Annotated in this window: 18 protein-coding genes and 1 pseudogene; 16 read left to right on the forward strand and 3 right to left on the reverse strand. The window is 70.2% G+C overall.

Annotated elements, in window-relative coordinates:
- Positions 1-28: 28 nt before the first annotated feature.
- The 16 genes from acpP (at position 29) to nagZ (ending at position 14,271) form a co-directional block, all read left to right on the forward strand.
- Positions 29-268 carry an acyl carrier protein gene (gene acpP, locus CKO43_RS13865; protein WP_009856507.1) on the forward strand — a complete coding sequence of 80 codons (240 nt, stop codon included), beginning with the start codon at positions 29-31 and terminating at the stop codon, positions 266-268.
- 7 nt (positions 269-275) lie between these two features.
- A complete protein-coding gene (fabF, locus tag CKO43_RS13870; RefSeq protein ID WP_200226315.1) occupies positions 276-1,520 on the forward strand; it encodes a beta-ketoacyl-ACP synthase II in 1,245 nt (414 codons plus the stop codon).
- A gap of 7 nt (positions 1,521-1,527) precedes the next feature.
- Positions 1,528-1,980: a hypothetical protein gene (locus tag CKO43_RS13875; protein WP_200226313.1), complete on the forward strand. Its 453-nt coding sequence runs from the start codon at positions 1,528-1,530 to the stop codon at positions 1,978-1,980.
- Positions 1,977-2,585 (forward strand): RNA polymerase sigma factor RpoE, encoded by a 609-nt coding sequence (gene rpoE, locus CKO43_RS13880; protein ID WP_200379011.1) that lies wholly within the window; start codon positions 1,977-1,979, stop codon positions 2,583-2,585. Before CKO43_RS13875 ends, rpoE begins: the two co-directional genes overlap by 4 nt.
- Positions 2,586-2,627: 42 nt before the next feature.
- Positions 2,628-3,284 carry a sigma-E factor negative regulatory protein gene (locus CKO43_RS13885; protein ID WP_200379012.1) on the forward strand — a complete coding sequence of 219 codons (657 nt, stop codon included), beginning with the start codon at positions 2,628-2,630 and terminating at the stop codon, positions 3,282-3,284.
- Positions 3,285-3,293: 9 nt separating this feature from the next.
- Positions 3,294-4,277: a MucB/RseB C-terminal domain-containing protein gene (locus CKO43_RS13890; protein WP_200379013.1), complete on the forward strand. Its 984-nt coding sequence runs from the start codon at positions 3,294-3,296 to the stop codon at positions 4,275-4,277.
- Between the two features lie 100 nt (positions 4,278-4,377).
- Positions 4,378-5,811 (forward strand): DegQ family serine endoprotease, encoded by a 1,434-nt coding sequence (locus CKO43_RS13895; RefSeq protein ID WP_430699131.1) that lies wholly within the window; start codon positions 4,378-4,380, stop codon positions 5,809-5,811.
- 496 nt (positions 5,812-6,307) lie between these two features.
- Positions 6,308-8,116, forward strand: coding sequence for a translation elongation factor 4 (gene lepA / locus CKO43_RS13900; protein ID WP_200226302.1), 1,809 nt, complete (start codon positions 6,308-6,310; stop codon positions 8,114-8,116).
- A gap of 7 nt (positions 8,117-8,123) precedes the next feature.
- A complete protein-coding gene (gene lepB / locus CKO43_RS13905; RefSeq protein ID WP_200226300.1) occupies positions 8,124-9,092 on the forward strand; it encodes a signal peptidase I in 969 nt (322 codons plus the stop codon).
- A gap of 40 nt (positions 9,093-9,132) precedes the next feature.
- Entirely contained in the window at positions 9,133-9,510 is a 378-nt protein-coding gene (locus CKO43_RS13910; protein WP_200226298.1) for a DUF4845 domain-containing protein, read from the forward strand.
- A complete protein-coding gene (gene rnc / locus CKO43_RS13915; RefSeq protein ID WP_200226296.1) occupies positions 9,510-10,214 on the forward strand; it encodes a ribonuclease III in 705 nt (234 codons plus the stop codon). The genes CKO43_RS13910 and rnc overlap by 1 nt, the downstream gene beginning before the upstream one ends.
- A gap of 16 nt (positions 10,215-10,230) precedes the next feature.
- Positions 10,231-11,238 carry a GTPase Era gene (era, locus tag CKO43_RS13920; protein ID WP_200226294.1) on the forward strand — a complete coding sequence of 336 codons (1,008 nt, stop codon included), beginning with the start codon at positions 10,231-10,233 and terminating at the stop codon, positions 11,236-11,238.
- Positions 11,239-11,259: 21 nt separating this feature from the next.
- A complete protein-coding gene (gene recO, locus CKO43_RS13925) occupies positions 11,260-12,015 on the forward strand; it encodes a DNA repair protein RecO (RefSeq protein WP_200226292.1) in 756 nt (251 codons plus the stop codon).
- Positions 12,012-12,794 carry a pyridoxine 5'-phosphate synthase gene (locus tag CKO43_RS13930; protein ID WP_200226290.1) on the forward strand — a complete coding sequence of 261 codons (783 nt, stop codon included), beginning with the start codon at positions 12,012-12,014 and terminating at the stop codon, positions 12,792-12,794. The genes recO and CKO43_RS13930 overlap by 4 nt, the downstream gene beginning before the upstream one ends.
- A gap of 14 nt (positions 12,795-12,808) precedes the next feature.
- Entirely contained in the window at positions 12,809-13,225 is a 417-nt protein-coding gene (gene acpS, locus CKO43_RS13935; protein ID WP_200379014.1) for a holo-ACP synthase, read from the forward strand.
- Positions 13,222-14,271, forward strand: coding sequence for a beta-N-acetylhexosaminidase (nagZ, locus tag CKO43_RS13940; protein ID WP_200379015.1), 1,050 nt, complete (start codon positions 13,222-13,224; stop codon positions 14,269-14,271). Before acpS ends, nagZ begins: the two co-directional genes overlap by 4 nt.
- 1 nt (position 14,272) lies before the next feature.
- On the opposite strand, the gene CKO43_RS13945 is transcribed toward nagZ, so the two are convergent.
- The 3 genes and pseudogenes from CKO43_RS13945 to CKO43_RS25835 all read right to left on the reverse strand — a co-directional run.
- Entirely contained in the window at positions 14,273-14,632 is a 360-nt protein-coding gene (locus CKO43_RS13945; RefSeq protein WP_200379016.1) for a hypothetical protein, read from the reverse strand.
- A gap of 29 nt (positions 14,633-14,661) precedes the next feature.
- On the reverse strand, positions 14,662-15,129 hold the full coding sequence (locus CKO43_RS13950; protein WP_346728256.1) for a MarR family winged helix-turn-helix transcriptional regulator: 468 nt from the start codon (positions 15,127-15,129) through the stop codon (positions 14,662-14,664).
- A gap of 112 nt (positions 15,130-15,241) precedes the next feature.
- A pseudogene (locus CKO43_RS25835) lies at positions 15,242-15,640 on the reverse strand (hypothetical protein); the annotation flags it as partial.

Here is a 15,640-nt window from a genome sequence, read left to right on the forward strand (position 1 = left end):
TTACCGATACCCCCCTCCTGGAGGAGTCATGAGCGATATTGAAGCCCGTGTCAAGAAGATCATCGCCGAGCAGCTCGGCGTGCCCGAGTCCGACGTCACCAACGAGAAGGCATTCGTCGCCGACCTCGGCGCCGACTCGCTCGACACGGTGGAACTGGTGATGGCGCTCGAAGACGAGTTCGGCATCGAGATCCCCGACGAGGAAGCCGAGAAGATCACCACGGTGCAGCTCGCGATCGACTACGCGGTCGCGCACCAGAAGGCCTGATCAGCGCATGAGCAGGCGCAGAGTCGTCGTCACCGGCCTCGGGCTGATCAGCCCGGTCGGCAACACGGTGGCCGAAGGCTGGGCGAACATCGTCGCCGGCAGGAGCGGCATCGGACAGATCACGAAGTTCGATGCCTCCGCGTTCGCCTGCCGCATCGCCGGCGAGGTGAAGGGTTTCAACGTCGAGGAGTACATCCCGGCGAAGGAAGCCCGGCACATGGACACCTTCATCCACTACGGCATGGCCGCCGCGATCCAGGCGGTGCAGGATGCCGGGCTGCCGCCGGGCAGCGAGCTGGGTGAGGCCGCGGCAGAACGCATCGGCGTGATCGTCGGCTCGGGCATCGGCGGCCTGCCGATGATCGAGCAGACCCAGGCCGAATACGGGGAGCGCGGCCCGCGCCGCATCTCGCCGTTCTTCGTGCCGTCCTCGATCATCAACATGATCTCGGGGCACGTCTCGATCCGCTTCGGCTACACCGGCCCCAACCTGTCGATCGTGACCGCCTGCACCACCGGGCTGCACTGCATCGGCGAAGCCGGCCGGCTGATCGAATACGGCGATGCCGACGTGATGATCGCCGGCGGTGCCGAGTCGACCGTCTCGCCGCTGGGCATCGGCGGTTTCGCTTCCGCGCGTGCACTGTCGACCCGCAACGACGACCCGCAGGCCGCGTCCCGCCCCTGGGACAAGGACCGCGACGGTTTCGTGCTGGGCGAAGGTGCCGGCGTGCTCGTGCTCGAGGAGTACGAACACGCGAAGAAGCGCGGCGCCAAGATCTACGCCGAGCTTGCCGGCTTCGGCATGGGTGCCGACGCGTACCACATGACCGCGCCCAACGTCGACGGCCCCAAGCGCTCGATGCGGGCGGCGCTGCGCAACGCCGGCGTCAACGCCGACGAGGTGCAGTACCTGAACGCGCACGGCACCTCGACGCCGCTGGGCGACTTGAACGAGACCAACGCGATCAAGCTGGCCTTCGGCGACGCCGCGCGCAAGCTGGTCGTGAACTCGACGAAGTCGATGACCGGCCACCTGCTCGGTGGTGCCGGCGGCATCGAGTCGCTGTTCACGGTGCTGGCGCTGCATCACCAGGTCTCGCCGCCGACCATCAACCTGACGACGCCCGATCCGGAGTGCGATCTCGACTACTGCGCCAATACCGCGCGGGAGATGAAGATCGACATCGCGGTGAAGAACAACTTCGGGTTCGGCGGCACCAACGGCACGCTGGTGTTCCGCCGCGCGTGACGAACGCGTGCGCCATCCGCCGCCGGTCGCCCTGACCTGCTCGGGTGGCGCGCTCTGGCGCGTCGCCCGCAGCGCCCTGGCCGCCGTGGCGGGGGCCTCGGCCGCCGCGTGGGCGAGCGGCCATCTCGGCACCGGTTCGCCCTCGCTGCTGTTCACGCTGGCGGCCGGGCTCGTCGCCGGCCTGGCCGGCTGGCGCCTGGCGCGGCCGCGGCCGGCCGAACTGCGCTGGGACGGCAGCAACTGGAGCGTCGACGCGGTCGACGGCGCGCTGGACGTGATGCTCGACCTCGGCGGCTGGCTGCTGCTGCGACTGCGCCCGGCGCAGGGCGCTGGGCGCTGGCTCGCCGTCTCGGCCGCCGAGGCCGGCCCCCGGCTGCACCCGCTGCGGGCGGCGCTATATTGGCCTGCCGCAACTCGCGAGCAGCCGCCTCCCGCCGCGCCGGGACCTTGCGCCCCATGACCGATGCCGACGCCGACGCCCTGCTCGTCGATCGCGCCAAGCGCGGCGAGGTGCGCGCCTTCGAGATGCTGGTCGTCAAGTACCAGCGCCGCCTCGAGCGTCTGATCGGCCGCATGGTGCGCGACGATGCGCTGGTGCAGGACATCGCGCAGGAAAGCTTCATCCGCGCCTACCGCGCGCTGCCGCAGTTCCGCGGCGAGAGCGCCTTCTACACCTGGCTTTACCGCATCGCCGTCAACACCGCGAAGAAGGCACTCGTGGAATTGCGCCGCGATCCCCTGGTCATGGAGGGCTCGCTGGCATCGCACGACGATGGTGATGAAACTTCGCGTGTCGAAAACGAACTAAGCGATGGCGCGACGCCCGAGGCCCTGCTGGCCAGCCGGGAGATCGCCACTGCCGTGAACGCGGCGATCGAGGCCTTGTCGGAGGATCTCCGGCAGGCCATCACGCTGCGCGAGATCGAAGGCCTGAGCTACGAAGAGATTGCCGACGTGATGAACTGCCCCATCGGGACCGTGCGCTCGCGCATCTTCCGGGCGCGCGAAGCCATCGCCGCCCGTTTGCGCCCGCTGCTGGACACCCGAGAAGGCGAACGCTGGTGACCCGGCCCACGCCAACCTGCGACGAACCACACATCTGACCCGATGAACCCGAACCGCACCAGCGCCACGCCTCCCGCGGAAAGCAACGCGTCCCTGCTGTCGGCGCTAGCCGACGGCGACCCCGCTGCGGTGGACGAGGCCTGCAGCCTGTGGCGCGACGACGCCCAGGCGCGCCAGACCTGGCATGCCTACCAGCTGATCGGCGACGTGATGCGCTCGGAGGACCTGGCGAACAGCGCGGCCCACGACGCCGCCTTCCTCGCCAGACTGCGCACCCGGCTCGCCGACGAGCCGGTGGTGCTGGCGCCTCAGCCGCTGCCGACGGCCACGCCGGTCGCGGCAGCCGCGGTGACGGCCACGGTCCTGCGCCGGCGCAACGCCTGGCTCGCGCCGGCGGCGGTCGCGGCCGGGTTCGTCGCGGTGGCCGGTGTCGTCGTCGTCACCCGCATGTCCTCGCCGCCGCCCGGCGGCGCGGTGCTGGCCGACGCGCCGGCGGCCAAACCGGGCCTCAGCCTGGCGACCACCGGCACCGCGGCGCCGCAGGCACTGGTCGTCGAAGGCCGGCTGATCCGCGACGCGCGCCTGGACAGCTACCTGCGTGCCCACCGCGACGCGCTCGCCGGCGGCCCGGCGGCGCTGCCCGGTGGCGTGCCGCGCAACGTCGAGGTGATGGCCCCGGCCTACGCCGCTTCGCGCTGACGACAGCCGATGTTTCCCGTCGTCCGGCGCTGGCTGCCGCTTGCCTCGATCGTTTCCCTGCTCGCCCCGTTCGCCTTCGTCTCGGCCGTCGCTGCGCCTGACGCACGCGCCTGGCTGACGCGCATCCACAGCGCGGCCTACGAACGCAACTACCAGGGCACGCTGGTCTTCAGCTCCAGCGGCGTGATGTCGAGTTCGCGCATCGCGCACTTCGCCGTCGGCGATCAGTCCTACGAGCGCGTGGAGGCACTCGACGGCCGCCAGCAGCGCATCTACCGCATCAACGACGCGGTGCACACGCTGTGGCCGCAGGCCGGTGTCGCCGTCGTCGAGAACCGCCCGGCGATGGCGCAGCTGCCGGCCTCCAAACGCAGCGTCGACCCGCGTGCGCTCGATTTCTACGATGCCCGGCTCGAAGGCGTGGAACGCATCGCCGGCCGCGACGCCCAGGTGCTGCTGCTGCAGCCCAAGGACGGCTGGCGTTATGCCCAGCGCCTGTGGGCCGACAAGGCCACCGGCCTGATGCTGCGTGCCGACATCGTCGGCACCGACCGCCGCGTGCTCGAGTCGACCGCGTTCTCCGAGGTCGAACTCGGCATCCGGCCGCAGCCCGAAAGCGTGACCCAGCCGCTGCGCAAGCTCGACGGCTACCGCATCGTGCGCGCCCAGCAGAAGACGACCCAGCTCGAAGCCGAAGGCTGGACGCTGGGGCATCCGGTGCCGGGTTTCCGCCTGGTCGGCGCCGTCAAGCGGCCGCTGGACACCGGCAGCGACGAGCAGGTGCTGCAGGCCGTCTTCAGCGACGGGCTGACGCACGTCTCGCTGTTCGTCGAGCCGGTCGAGTCGCGCCGCGACTACGCCGACCTGTTCGGCCAGGTCGGCGCCACCGGCACGCTGCGCCAGCGCCGCGGCCTGCACTGGGTCACGGTGATGGGCGACGTGCCGCCGGCAACGCTGAAAGCCTTCGCCGACGCGCTGCAGCGCCGCCATTGACGCCCGCCGGCTCCGCCCGCCTCATTCGCCGCAACCTCCGCCCCAACGCATGAACGACCGAACGATCTCCGCCGTTTCCGCCGCCGGCCGCCGCGTGCCGATGCTCGGTGCGCTCGCGCTCGCCGCCGCCGTGCTCTGTCCGGTTTTCGCCGAGGCCCAGGCCGCCCCGGCCGCGCCCGCGGCGCCACCGGCGCTGGTGCTGCCCGACTTCAGCGAGCTGGTCGAGCGTGTCGGCCCGGCCGTCGTCAACATCCGCACCACTGAACGGGTGCGCAGCCGCGGCGCCCAGGATCTGGACCCCGGCATCGAGGAGTTCCTGCGCCGCTTCGGCATCCCGCTGCCGAACCGGCCGACGCCGCGCGGCGGCGACGACGAGGACTCGGCGCCGCAGACCCAGCCGCGCGGCGTCGGCTCGGGTTTCATCATCAGCGCCGACGGCTACGTGCTGACCAACGCCCACGTCGTCGACGGCGCCGAAGAGGTGGTGGTGACGCTGACCGACAAGCGCGAGCTGAAGGCGCGCATCGTCGGCGCCGACACCCGCACCGACGTGGCGGTGGTGAAGATCGACGCCACCGGCCTGCCGGCGGTGAAGATCGGCGACGCCAGCCGGCTCAAGGTCGGCGAATGGGTGCTCGCGATCGGCTCGCCCTTCGGGCTGGACAACACCGTCACCGCCGGCATCGTCAGCGCCAAGCAGCGCGACACCGGCGACTACCTGAACTTCATCCAGACCGACGTCGCGATCAACCCCGGCAACTCGGGCGGCCCGCTGCTCAACCTGCGCGGCGAGGTCATCGGCATCAACTCGCAGATCTACAGCCGCTCGGGCGGCTTCATGGGCATCAGCTTCGCGATCCCGATCGACGACGCGATCCGCGTGTCGGACCAGCTGCGCGCCACCGGCCGCGTCGTGCGCGGGCGCATCGGCGTGCAGATCGCGCCGGTGACGCAGGAGGTCGCCGACGCCATCGGCCTGGGCAAGGCCGCCGGCGCGCTGGTGCGCAACGTCGAGAAGGACAGCCCGGCAGAGAAGGCCGGCGTCGAAGCCGGCGACATCATCACCCGCGTCGACGGCAAGCCGGTCGAGCGCTCGGGCGAACTGCCGCGTCTGGTCGGTGCGATCAAGCCCGGCAGCAAGAGCACGCTGACCGTTTTCCGGCGCGGTGCGACGCGCGAGCTGGCGGTGACCGTCGCCGAGTTCGCCGACGACCGCCCGGCGCGGGTTGCCCAGCCCGACGGTGCCGCGCCGGCGGCGAAGGCGGCACTCGGGCTGACCGTCACCGACCTGGGCGACGCGCAGAAGCGCCAGCTGGGCCTGCGCGGCGGCGTGCGTGTCGACGCCGTCGAAGGGGCGGCGGCCCGCGCCGGGCTGCGCCCGGGCGACGTCATCCTGTCGATCGACAACACCGAGATCACCGACGCCCGCCAGTTCCAGGCGCTGGCCAGCAAGGCCGAGAAGTCGCGTGCCGTCAGCGTGCTGGTGCGCCGCGGCGAGGGCGTCAACTACCTCGTGATCCGGCCCACGCGCTGAGCACCGCGACCAGCCGGCCTCCCGCGACCGCGGGGCCCGGCTTGTCGCGCCTCAAAGACACGGAACGGTTCGCGACGTGAGGGCTTCCTCACATTCGGGTCGGCCAGACGGGAATTAGGGCGGCCAGGGTCTAGAATCCACCCCGTCTTGCACGGCGTTGATGCGCCCGGCCGCATGACGGCGCCGGCAGCCGGTGCCGACCACCCGGCGCAGGCGCTTCCTGTGGATAAGCTGTTGGTATGTTGGGCCGGTGACCGCCCTTGAAGCCCTGAAGGGTGCTCGGCCGGGGCCTTGCCGGCGGGCCCTTTTGGCTACAATGGGTGCCCAACAAGCAGTTGCCATACGTTCTGTTGGAAGGCGCGTCACCTCTTGGACGTGCCTTTTTTTTGTTTCCGGCACGGCGTGCCCTGACGGCGGTTCTGCCGTCGGCGCGCCGAGTGTCGGGCCGGGGCGGCGTGGCACGCCTTTCGGTACCGACCGCCGGCTGGTGAGCCGCATGAACCACATCCGCAACTTCTCGATCATCGCCCACATCGACCACGGCAAGAGCACGCTGGCCGACCGCATCATCCAGCGCTGTGGCGGGCTCTCCGACCGGGAGATGGAAGCCCAGGTGCTCGACTCGATGGACATCGAGCGCGAGCGCGGCATCACGATCAAGGCCCAGACCGCGTCGCTCGAGTACAAGGCGCGCGACGGCCAGGTCTACAACCTGAACCTGATCGACACGCCGGGGCACGTCGACTTCTCGTATGAAGTGAGCCGCTCGCTGTCGGCCTGCGAAGGCGCGCTGCTCGTCGTCGACGCCAGCCAGGGCGTCGAGGCGCAGACGGTTGCCAACTGCTACACCGCGCTCGACCTCGGCGTCGAGGTCGTGCCGGTGCTCAACAAGATGGATCTGCCGCAGGCGGACCCGGAGAACGCCAAGTCGGAGATCGAGGACGTCATCGGCATCGACGCCGCCGACGCCATTCCGTGCTCGGCCAAGACCGGCCTGGGCATTGACGACATCCTCGAAGCCGTCGTGCACCGCATGCCGGCGCCGCGCGGCAAGCCCGACGCCGCGCCGCGCGCGATGATCATCGACAGCTGGTTCGACAACTACGTCGGTGTCGTGATGCTGGTGCGTGTCGTCGACGGCGTGCTGAGGAAGGGCGACCGCATCCGCATGATGGCGACCAACACCGTCTATCCGCTGGAGCAGATCGGTGTCTTCACGCCCAAGTCGATGCCGCGCGAGCAGCTCAAGGCCGGCGAGGTGGGTTTCCTGATCGCCGGCATCAAGGAGCTGCAGGCGGCCAAGGTCGGCGACACGATCACGCTCGAGAAGAAGCTGCCGAACAACGCCGGCCCGGCGAGCGAGGCGCTGCCGGGCTTCAAGGAGATCCAGCCGCAGGTCTTCGCCGGCCTGTACCCGACCGAGGCGAGCGAGTACGACCAGCTGCGCGACGCGCTCGAGAAGCTGAAGCTCAACGACAGCTCGCTGCGCTACGAGCCCGAGGTCAGCCAGGCGCTGGGCTTCGGCTTCCGCTGCGGCTTCCTCGGCCTGCTGCACATGGAGATCGTGCAGGAGCGCCTGGAGCGCGAGTTCGACCAGGACCTGGTGACCACCGCGCCCAGCGTCGTCTACGAGGTCGAACTCAACGACGGCACCGTGCTGCAGGTCGAGAACCCGAGCAAGATGCCTGACCTGGGCCGCATCCGCGAGATCCGCGAGCCCATCGTCACCGTGCACCTGTACATGCCGCAGGAAGCGGTGGGCCCGGTGATGACGCTGGCCAACCAGAAGCGCGGCGTGCAGCTGAACATGGCCTACCACGGCAAGCAGGTCATGCTGACCTACGAGCTGCCGCTGGCCGAGATCGTGCTGGACTTCTTCGACAAGCTGAAGTCGGTGAGCCGCGGCTACGCCTCGATGGACTACGAGTTCAAGGAATACCGCGCCGCCGACGTCGTCAAGGTCGACATCCTGATCAACGGCGAGCGGGTCGACCCGCTGGCGATGATCGTGCACCGCGTGCAGAGCCAGTTCCGCGGCCGCGCGGTCGCGGCCAAGATGCGCGAGCAGATCCCGCGCCAGATGTACGACGTCGCGATCCAGGCCGCGATCGGCGCCAACATCATCGCCCGCGAGAACATCAAGGCCCTGCGCAAGAACGTGCTGGCAAAATGCTATGGCGGCGACATCACGCGCAAGAAGAAGCTGCTCGAAAAGCAGAAGGCGGGCAAGAAGCGCATGAAGCAGATCGGCTCGGTCGAGGTGCCGCAGGAAGCCTTCCTCGCGATCCTCCAAGTGGACGAATAACACCTTGATGAGCACTCTCACCGCCGTCCTGTACGGCGCCCTGGTCGTCTACCTCGGCGGCTGGTTCCTCGGGCAGTGGACGGGCAACTTCTCGCTGCTGCTGTTCCTCCTCAGCGTCGTGACCCTCGGCTACTGGCTGGCCGAACGTTATCGCTACCGGCCCGCGCGCCAGGCCGCCGCCGCGGCCCTGGAGCAGCAGGACACGGCGCGCCGCGCCGACCTCGCGCGCCAGGGCATAGACAAGGTCGACGGCGACGTCGCTGCGGCCAAGGAGAAGCTGCTGGCCCAGCCCTGGTGGCTGGACTGGACCGCCGGGCTGTTCCCGGTGATCGTCGTCATCTTCCTGCTGCGTTCGTTCCTGTTCGAGCCCTTCAAGATCCCGTCGGGCTCGATGATCCCGACGCTGCTGGTCGGCGACCTGATCCTCGTGAACAAGTTCCACTACGGCATCCGGCTGCCGGTGCTGAACACGAAGATCATCCCGAACCACGACCCGGTGCGCGGCGACGTCGTCGTCTTCCGCTACCCAGTCGACCCGCGCGTGGACTACATCAAGCGTGTCGTCGGCGTGCCCGGCGACGAGATCCGCTACGTCAACCAGAAGCTCTACGTCAACGGCCAGCCGGTGCCGGTGAAGGCGCTGGGCGACTTCTACAACGAAGACCGCTTGCGCTACGCCCAAATGTTCGCGGAGACGTTCGGCGAGCAGGAGCACCGCATCCTCGTCGACCCGCAGCGCCCGGCCTTCTACGGCCCGGAGCCCAAGACATTCCCGATGCACGAGAATTGCCAGTACAGCGCCGAAGGCGTGACCTGCAAGGTGCCGGCGGGCCACTATTTCATGATGGGCGACAACCGGGACGACTCGCAGGACTCGCGGTTCTGGGGCTTCGTACCGGACGAGAACATCGTCGGCAGGGCATTCTTCGTCTGGATGAACCTGGGCGACCTCGGCCGCATCGGCTCGTTCCACTGACGCGTCGGCCCCCAGCGGCGCTGCACAACCAGAGGCGAACATGATTCCGGTCCCGCGCCAGCCGCGCGCCAGCCAACGCGGCATCACCTTGTTCGGTCTGCTGTCCTGGGCCGTCGTGCTGGGCTTCGCCGGCTACGTGCTCGTGCGCGCGGTGCCGACGGTCAACGAGTACCTGACGATCAAACGCGCGGTCGCGAAGGTGGCCGCCGCCCAGCCGACGACGGTCGCCGAGGCGCGCACCGCCTTCGACCGCCAGAAGGAAGTCGAATACTCGATCACCTCGATCGACAGCAAGGACCTGGAGATCACGAAGGAGAACGACAAGGTCGTGGTCTCCTTCGCGTACGACAAGGAAATACCGCTCGCCGGCCCGGTCTACCTGCTGCTGAAGTACGAGGGCAGCGCGAAGGCGCCGTGATGGACGCCCGCCACGACGCTCTGCAGCAACGCCTGGGCCACCGCTTCACGCAGGCCGGGCTGCTGACGCGCGCGCTGACGCACCGCAGCTTCGGCGCCGACCACAACGAACGCCTCGAGTTCCTCGGCGACTCGGTGCTCAACGTCGCCGTCTCGGCGCTGCTGTTCGAACGTTTCTCCGGCAGCGACGAAGGCGACCTGACCCGCGTGCGCGCCCACCTCGTGCGCGAGGACAGCCTGCACCGCGTCGCGCTCACGCTCGGCCTGCCCGAGGTGATGCGCATGTCCGAAGGCGAGATGCGCGGGGGCGGCGCCCAGCGGCCGTCGATCCTGGCCGACGGCGTCGAGGCGCTGATCGGGGCGATCTTCCTCGACGGCGGCTTCGAGCCGGCGCTGGCCACCGTGCGGCGGCTGTTCGGCGAGGTGATCGCCGCGACCGAGGCCGAGGCCTGGACCAAGGACGCCAAGACCGAACTGCAGGAGTGGCTGCAGGCACGGCGCCTGCCGGTGCCGGCGTACAGCATCGTGGCCACACGCGGCGAAAAGCACGCGCAGACCTTCGAGGTCGAATGCGCGGTCGCGGCGCTCCGGCTGACCGAACGCGGCGAGGGCCGCTCGCGCCGCACCGCCGAGCAGGAAGCGGCGCGTGCGATGCTCGAGCACCTCAAGGCAAGCGACAAACCCGGCGGCCCACTTCGTTCCTGAAGCGGCTGCCCACCTGATGAACACACCTCCTATCCCGGGCGACGAGACGCCGCCGGCACCCGACTCCGGCGACACCACCGTGCCCGAGACCTACGAGCTGCCTCCCATCCCGCCAGCGCCTGTCGTGGTCGAGGGCCAGCGCTGCGGCCTCCTCGCCATCGTCGGCCGGCCCAACGTGGGCAAGTCGACGCTGCTGAACGCGCTCGTCGGCCAGAAGATCAGCATCACCTCGCGCAAGGCGCAGACGACGCGGCATCGCATCACCGGCATCCGCACGGTGGGCGCCTCGCAGTTTGTCTTCGTCGACACGCCGGGGTTCCAGACCACGCACCTGAAGCGCCACAGCGGCGCGATGAACAAGACGCTCAACCGCACCGTCACCTCGTCGGTGGCCGACGTCGACGCGGTGCTGTTCATGGTCGAGGCCGGGCGTTTCGGCCTGGACGACGCCAAGGTGCTGGCGCTGCTGCCGCCGGACAAGCCGGTGATCCTGGTCGCCAACAAGCTCGATGCGCTGCGCCGCCGGGCCGACATCCTGCCCTGGCTCAAGACCATGCAGGAGCGCCACGCCTTCGCCCAGTACGTGCCGATGTCGGCCACCACCGCCGCTGACGTCGAGCGCCTGTTCGCGATCGTCGAGCCCTACCTGCCCGAGCAGCCCTGGTTCTACGAGGAAGACGCGCTCACCGACCGCAGCGACCGTTTCCTCGCCAGCGAGATCGTGCGCGAGAAGCTGTTCCGCCTGACCGGCGACGAGCTGCCGTATTCGTCGACCGTGGTCATCGACAAGTTCGAGGAAGAAGGCAATCTGCGCCGCATCGCCGCGACCATCGTCGTCGAGCGCGACGCGCACAAGGGCATGGTGATCGGCGAAGGCGGCGAGCGCCTGAAGCGCATCGGCACCGAGTCGCGCCAGGAACTCGAGCGCCTGCTCGACGCCAAGGTCTTCCTCGAGCTCTGGGTCAAGGTGCGTTCGGGCTGGGCCGACGACGAGGCGCACCTCAGGAGTTACGGCTACGAGTGATCTGAGCGAAGGGGCGCGCCGATGAGCCGCGCGGCTGCCGCACCGCTCGCGGCCTACGTGCTGCACAGCTACGACTGGAGCGAGACCAGCCTGATCGTCGAGCTGTTCACGCGCGAGCGGGGTCGTGTCGTCGTCGCCGCCAAAGGCGCCAAGCGCCCGACCTCGCAGCTGCGCCCGGTGCTGCTGCCCTTCCAGCGCATCGCCGTGCAGCTGGGGCGCACGCCGGCCGACGAAGCCGCCGAGGTACATACGCTGCGCAGTGCCGAATGGGGCGGCGGCGTGCCCGCGGTGCCGGCGGCGACGATGTTCTCGGCCTTCTACTGCAACGAGCTGCTGCTCAAGCTGCTCGCGCGCCAGGACGCCTACGTCGCGCTGTTCGATGCCTACGCGCAGACGCTGGCGGCGCTGGCCGCCGACGAAGGCGCGGCGCTGCGTGCGTTCGAACTGACGCTGCTGCGTGAACTCGGGCTGCTGCCCGAGCTCGGCAGCGAGACGCTGACGCTGCAGTCGCTGCAGCCCACGCGCCGCTACGCGCTGCACCCCGAAGCCGGACTCGTCGCCGACGCCGACGGCCTGCCCGGCGCCGACTGGGTGCGCATCGAAGCCGCGCTGCTCGCCCGGCACGGCGGCGCCTTGCGCGCCGCCTGCGCACCGGTGGCCGCGGCCCTGCGCGGGCCGCTGCGAGCGGTGCTTCACTATCATCTCGGCCACGCCCGGCTGCGGTCGCGGCAGGTCTTCCATGACGTGCAGAAGCTCGTCGACACCACTTCCCGATGAATCCTCTCGTCGCTCCCGAGGCCGCCGCCGGCGGTCTGACCAAACTGTCGGTCAACGTCAACAAGGTCGCGCTGCTGCGCAACACGCGCCACCTCGGTATCCCCAGCGTCGTGCGCGCCGCGACGCTGTGCCTGGAGGCCGGTGCCGACGGCATCACCGTGCACCCGCGCCCCGACGAACGCCACATCCGCGGCCACGACGTGCACGACATCGCCGCGCTGCTGCGCCAGTGGCCGCAGGCCGAATACAACATCGAAGGCAACCCCTTCCACAACCTGATGGCCTACGTGCGCGAGCTGCGCCCGCACCAGGTCACCTTCGTGCCCGACAGCGAGGTGCAGTTCACCTCCGACCACGGCTGGAACCTGCCCGCCGACGTCGAGCGCCTGCGCCCGGTGATCGCCGAGGCGCATTCGTTCGGCGTGCGCGTGAGCCTGTTCATGGACCCGGTGCCCGAGGCGATGGCCATCGCGCGCGAGATCGGCGCCGACCGCGTCGAGCTCTACACCGAGCCCTATGCCGCCGCCTGGGGCACGCCGCGCCAGGCCGAGATGCTCGAGCGTTTTGCCGCTGCCGGCCGCGCCGCGCTCGCCGCCGGGCTGCAGCTCAATGCCGGCCACGACCTGAACCGCGACAACCTGCCCGACTTCCTGCACGCCGTCGCCGGCGTCAAGGAGGTCTCGATCGGCCACGCGCTGATCGCCGACGCGCTCGAGATCGGCCTGCCCGAGACCGTGCGCGCCTACCAGCGCTGCATCCGCTCGGCCTACGCCGGCTGAAGGCCAGCGGCGCGATGGTCTTCGGCATCGGCACCGACATCTGCGACATCCGCCGCATCGAGGCGACGCTCGCGCGCCGCGGCGAACGTTTCGCGCTGAAGGTGCTGGGTGACGACGAGCTGCGCATCTTCCGCGCCCGGCGCGCCCGCGCCGAGTCGCGCGGCATCGCCTTCCTGGCAACCCGCTTCTCGGCCAAGGAAGCCTTCTCCAAGGCGATCGGCCTGGGCATCCGCATGCCGATGACCTGGCGCGCCTGCCAGATCCTGAACGAGCCCAGCGGCAAACCTTTCATCCGCCTGTCGGGCGAACTCGCCGCCTGGTTCGACGCCCGGGGCCTCGCCGCCCACGTCACCGTCACCGACGAAAGCGACTACGCCGCGTCGTTCGTCGTCGTCGAGCGCCGCCCGCCCACACCCGAGGAAACCTCTTGACCGTCCACGCCCCCGTCGTGCTCGACATCGCCGGCACCGCGCTCACCGCCGCCGACCGCCGCCGCATCCGCCACCCGCTGGCCGGCGGCCTGATCCTGTTCGCACGCAACTGGGTCGACCGGCATCAGCTGCTCGAACTGAGCGCGGAGATCAAGGCGCTGCGCCCGGACCTGCTGATCTGCGTCGACCACGAAGGCGGGCGCGTGCAGCGTTTCCGCAGCGACGGCTTCACCCACCTGCCGGCTATGCGCGCCTTCGGCGAGCTCTGGATGGCCGACGCGATGCAGGCCACCGCCGCCGCCACGGCCGCCGGCTTCGTGCTCGCGAGCGAGCTGCGTGCCTGCGGCGTCGACTTCAGCTTCACGCCGGTGCTCGACCTCGACCACGGCCCCAGCCAGGTCATCGGCGACCGCGCCTTCCACCGTGACCCGCGTGTCGCCGCCTTGCTGGCCAAGAGCCTGATGCACGGGCTGCTGCAGGCCGGCATGGCGTCCTGCGGCAAACACTTCCCCGGCCACGGCCTGGTGAAGGCCGACTCGCACCTGGCGCTGCCGGTGGACCGGCGTTCGCTGAAGGCCATCCTGGCCGACGACGCCAAGCCCTACGAATGGCTCGCCGGCACCCTGGACGCGGTGATGCCGGCGCATGTCGTCTACCCGAAGGTCGACGCGCTGCCGGCGGGTTTTTCGCGCCGCTGGCTGCAGGAGATCCTGCGCGAGCGCCTGGGTTTCGACGGCGCCGTCTTCAGCGACGACCTCAGCATGGAAGGCGCCAAGGGCGTGGGCTCGACGCTGGACGCGGCGCTGCTGGCGCTGGCGGCCGGCTGCGACCTGGTGCTGCTGTGCAACCAGTCGACGGTCGACGGCGGCGCGCCCATCGACGCGCTGCTGGCCGGGCTGGAACAGGCCGCGGCCGCCGGCCGCTGGGTGCCCGAGGACATCGCCGAAGCTCGGCGCCAGGCGCTGTTGCCGCAGGAGCCGCCGCTGCCCTGGGACGACCTGATGCACGCGCCGGCCTACCAGCGCGCGCTCGAACTGCTGCCCTGAATCAGGCGGCCGCGGCCTCGCGGCGCTTGATGGCGCCGCCCAGGCGTTCGGCCTGCGCCATCGCGCCCAGGCCGATCAGCAGGTGCAGCAGCTGCATCGTCCAGTGGTAGTCGCCCGGCAGCAGGCGCAGCTGGAAGATGCCGAAGGCCGGCAGCAGCAGGCCCCAGGTGAAGCCCAGCATCGCCAGCTTGGGCGCGGCGCGATAGCCGGCGAAGACCAGCGCCCACAGCGCCAGCACCAGCACCGTGCCGGTGATCATGTGGATCTGCAGCAGGCCGGCGACGCCGAAGGCGTGCGCGGCACCGATCGCGAGCGTCAGGGCACCCGCAAGGCGGGCGAGCATCAGGGCGGTCTTGGTCATCGGTCGGGACAAATGCAAGGGGTGAGGGGTCAGGCGGCGGCGTCGTGCGCCGGGTCCAGGCGCACGATCAGCTCGCGCAGTTCTTGTTGCAGGCGTTCGATCTGCCCGCGCTCCGGTGCCAGCCGGCAGGCCAGCGCCGCCGGCACCGCCCGCGCGCGCAGCTTCAGCGCGGCACCGTCGTCGGTCAGGCGGATCAGCACCCGGCGTTCGTCGCCGCGGTCGCGTTCGCGCTCGACCAGCCCGGCGCCGGCCAGGCGTTTGAGCAGCGGCGTCAGCGTGCCGCTGTCCAGCGCCAGCCGGGTGCCGATCTCGCCGACGGTGCACGGTGCCGACTCCCACAGCACCAGCATCACGAGGTACTGCGGATAGGTCAGCCCCAGCGGCTCGAGCAGCGGCCGGTAGGCACGAACGATCGCATGGCCGGCCGCATAGAGCGGGAAGCAGAGCTGGCGGTCCAGCTTCAGCGACTCGTCGGCAACATCGGGTGGCGTGTTCACGGCGCGAATGATTGTGCGCGATGCGATCGTCGGCAATGCGTTGCATCAAGCGCGACCGGCATGAAAAAGGCCGCCGGCCTTGCAGCCGGCGGCCCGTGGGTCGAACGTGGCCTCAGGCGCCGAGTTCGAACGGCAGCTTCAGCTGCGACAGGTCCTTGCGTGTCTCGACCAGCACCAGCGGGCCTTCGTCGACGACGACGGCCGGCTTCGGCTCGCGCGGCACGCGCACCGGTGCCGGCTCGGCGGCCATCGCCTGCTGGACCGCCAGCACCTTGTCGGCGTCGGACAGCACCCACTCGAGGCCGGCGGAAGCGGCCAGCGCGTGCAACTCGTCGGCCGGCAGCACGTAGGGCGCGACACGAACCGGTTCCGGCGCGGCCGGGGTCGGGGTCGGTTCCGGCTCCGGGGCCGGCACGGCCTGGGCCACGGCGATCTCCGGCAGTTCGGCGAAGGCGAAGCCGCGCCCGAAGGCGAAAACGGCGAGAGCGCCGAAGCGGTGCTGGCGCCGGCT

The organism is Rubrivivax gelatinosus (genome assembly GCF_016583785.1).
GTDB lineage: Bacteria > Pseudomonadota > Gammaproteobacteria > Burkholderiales > Burkholderiaceae_C > Rubrivivax > Rubrivivax gelatinosus_B.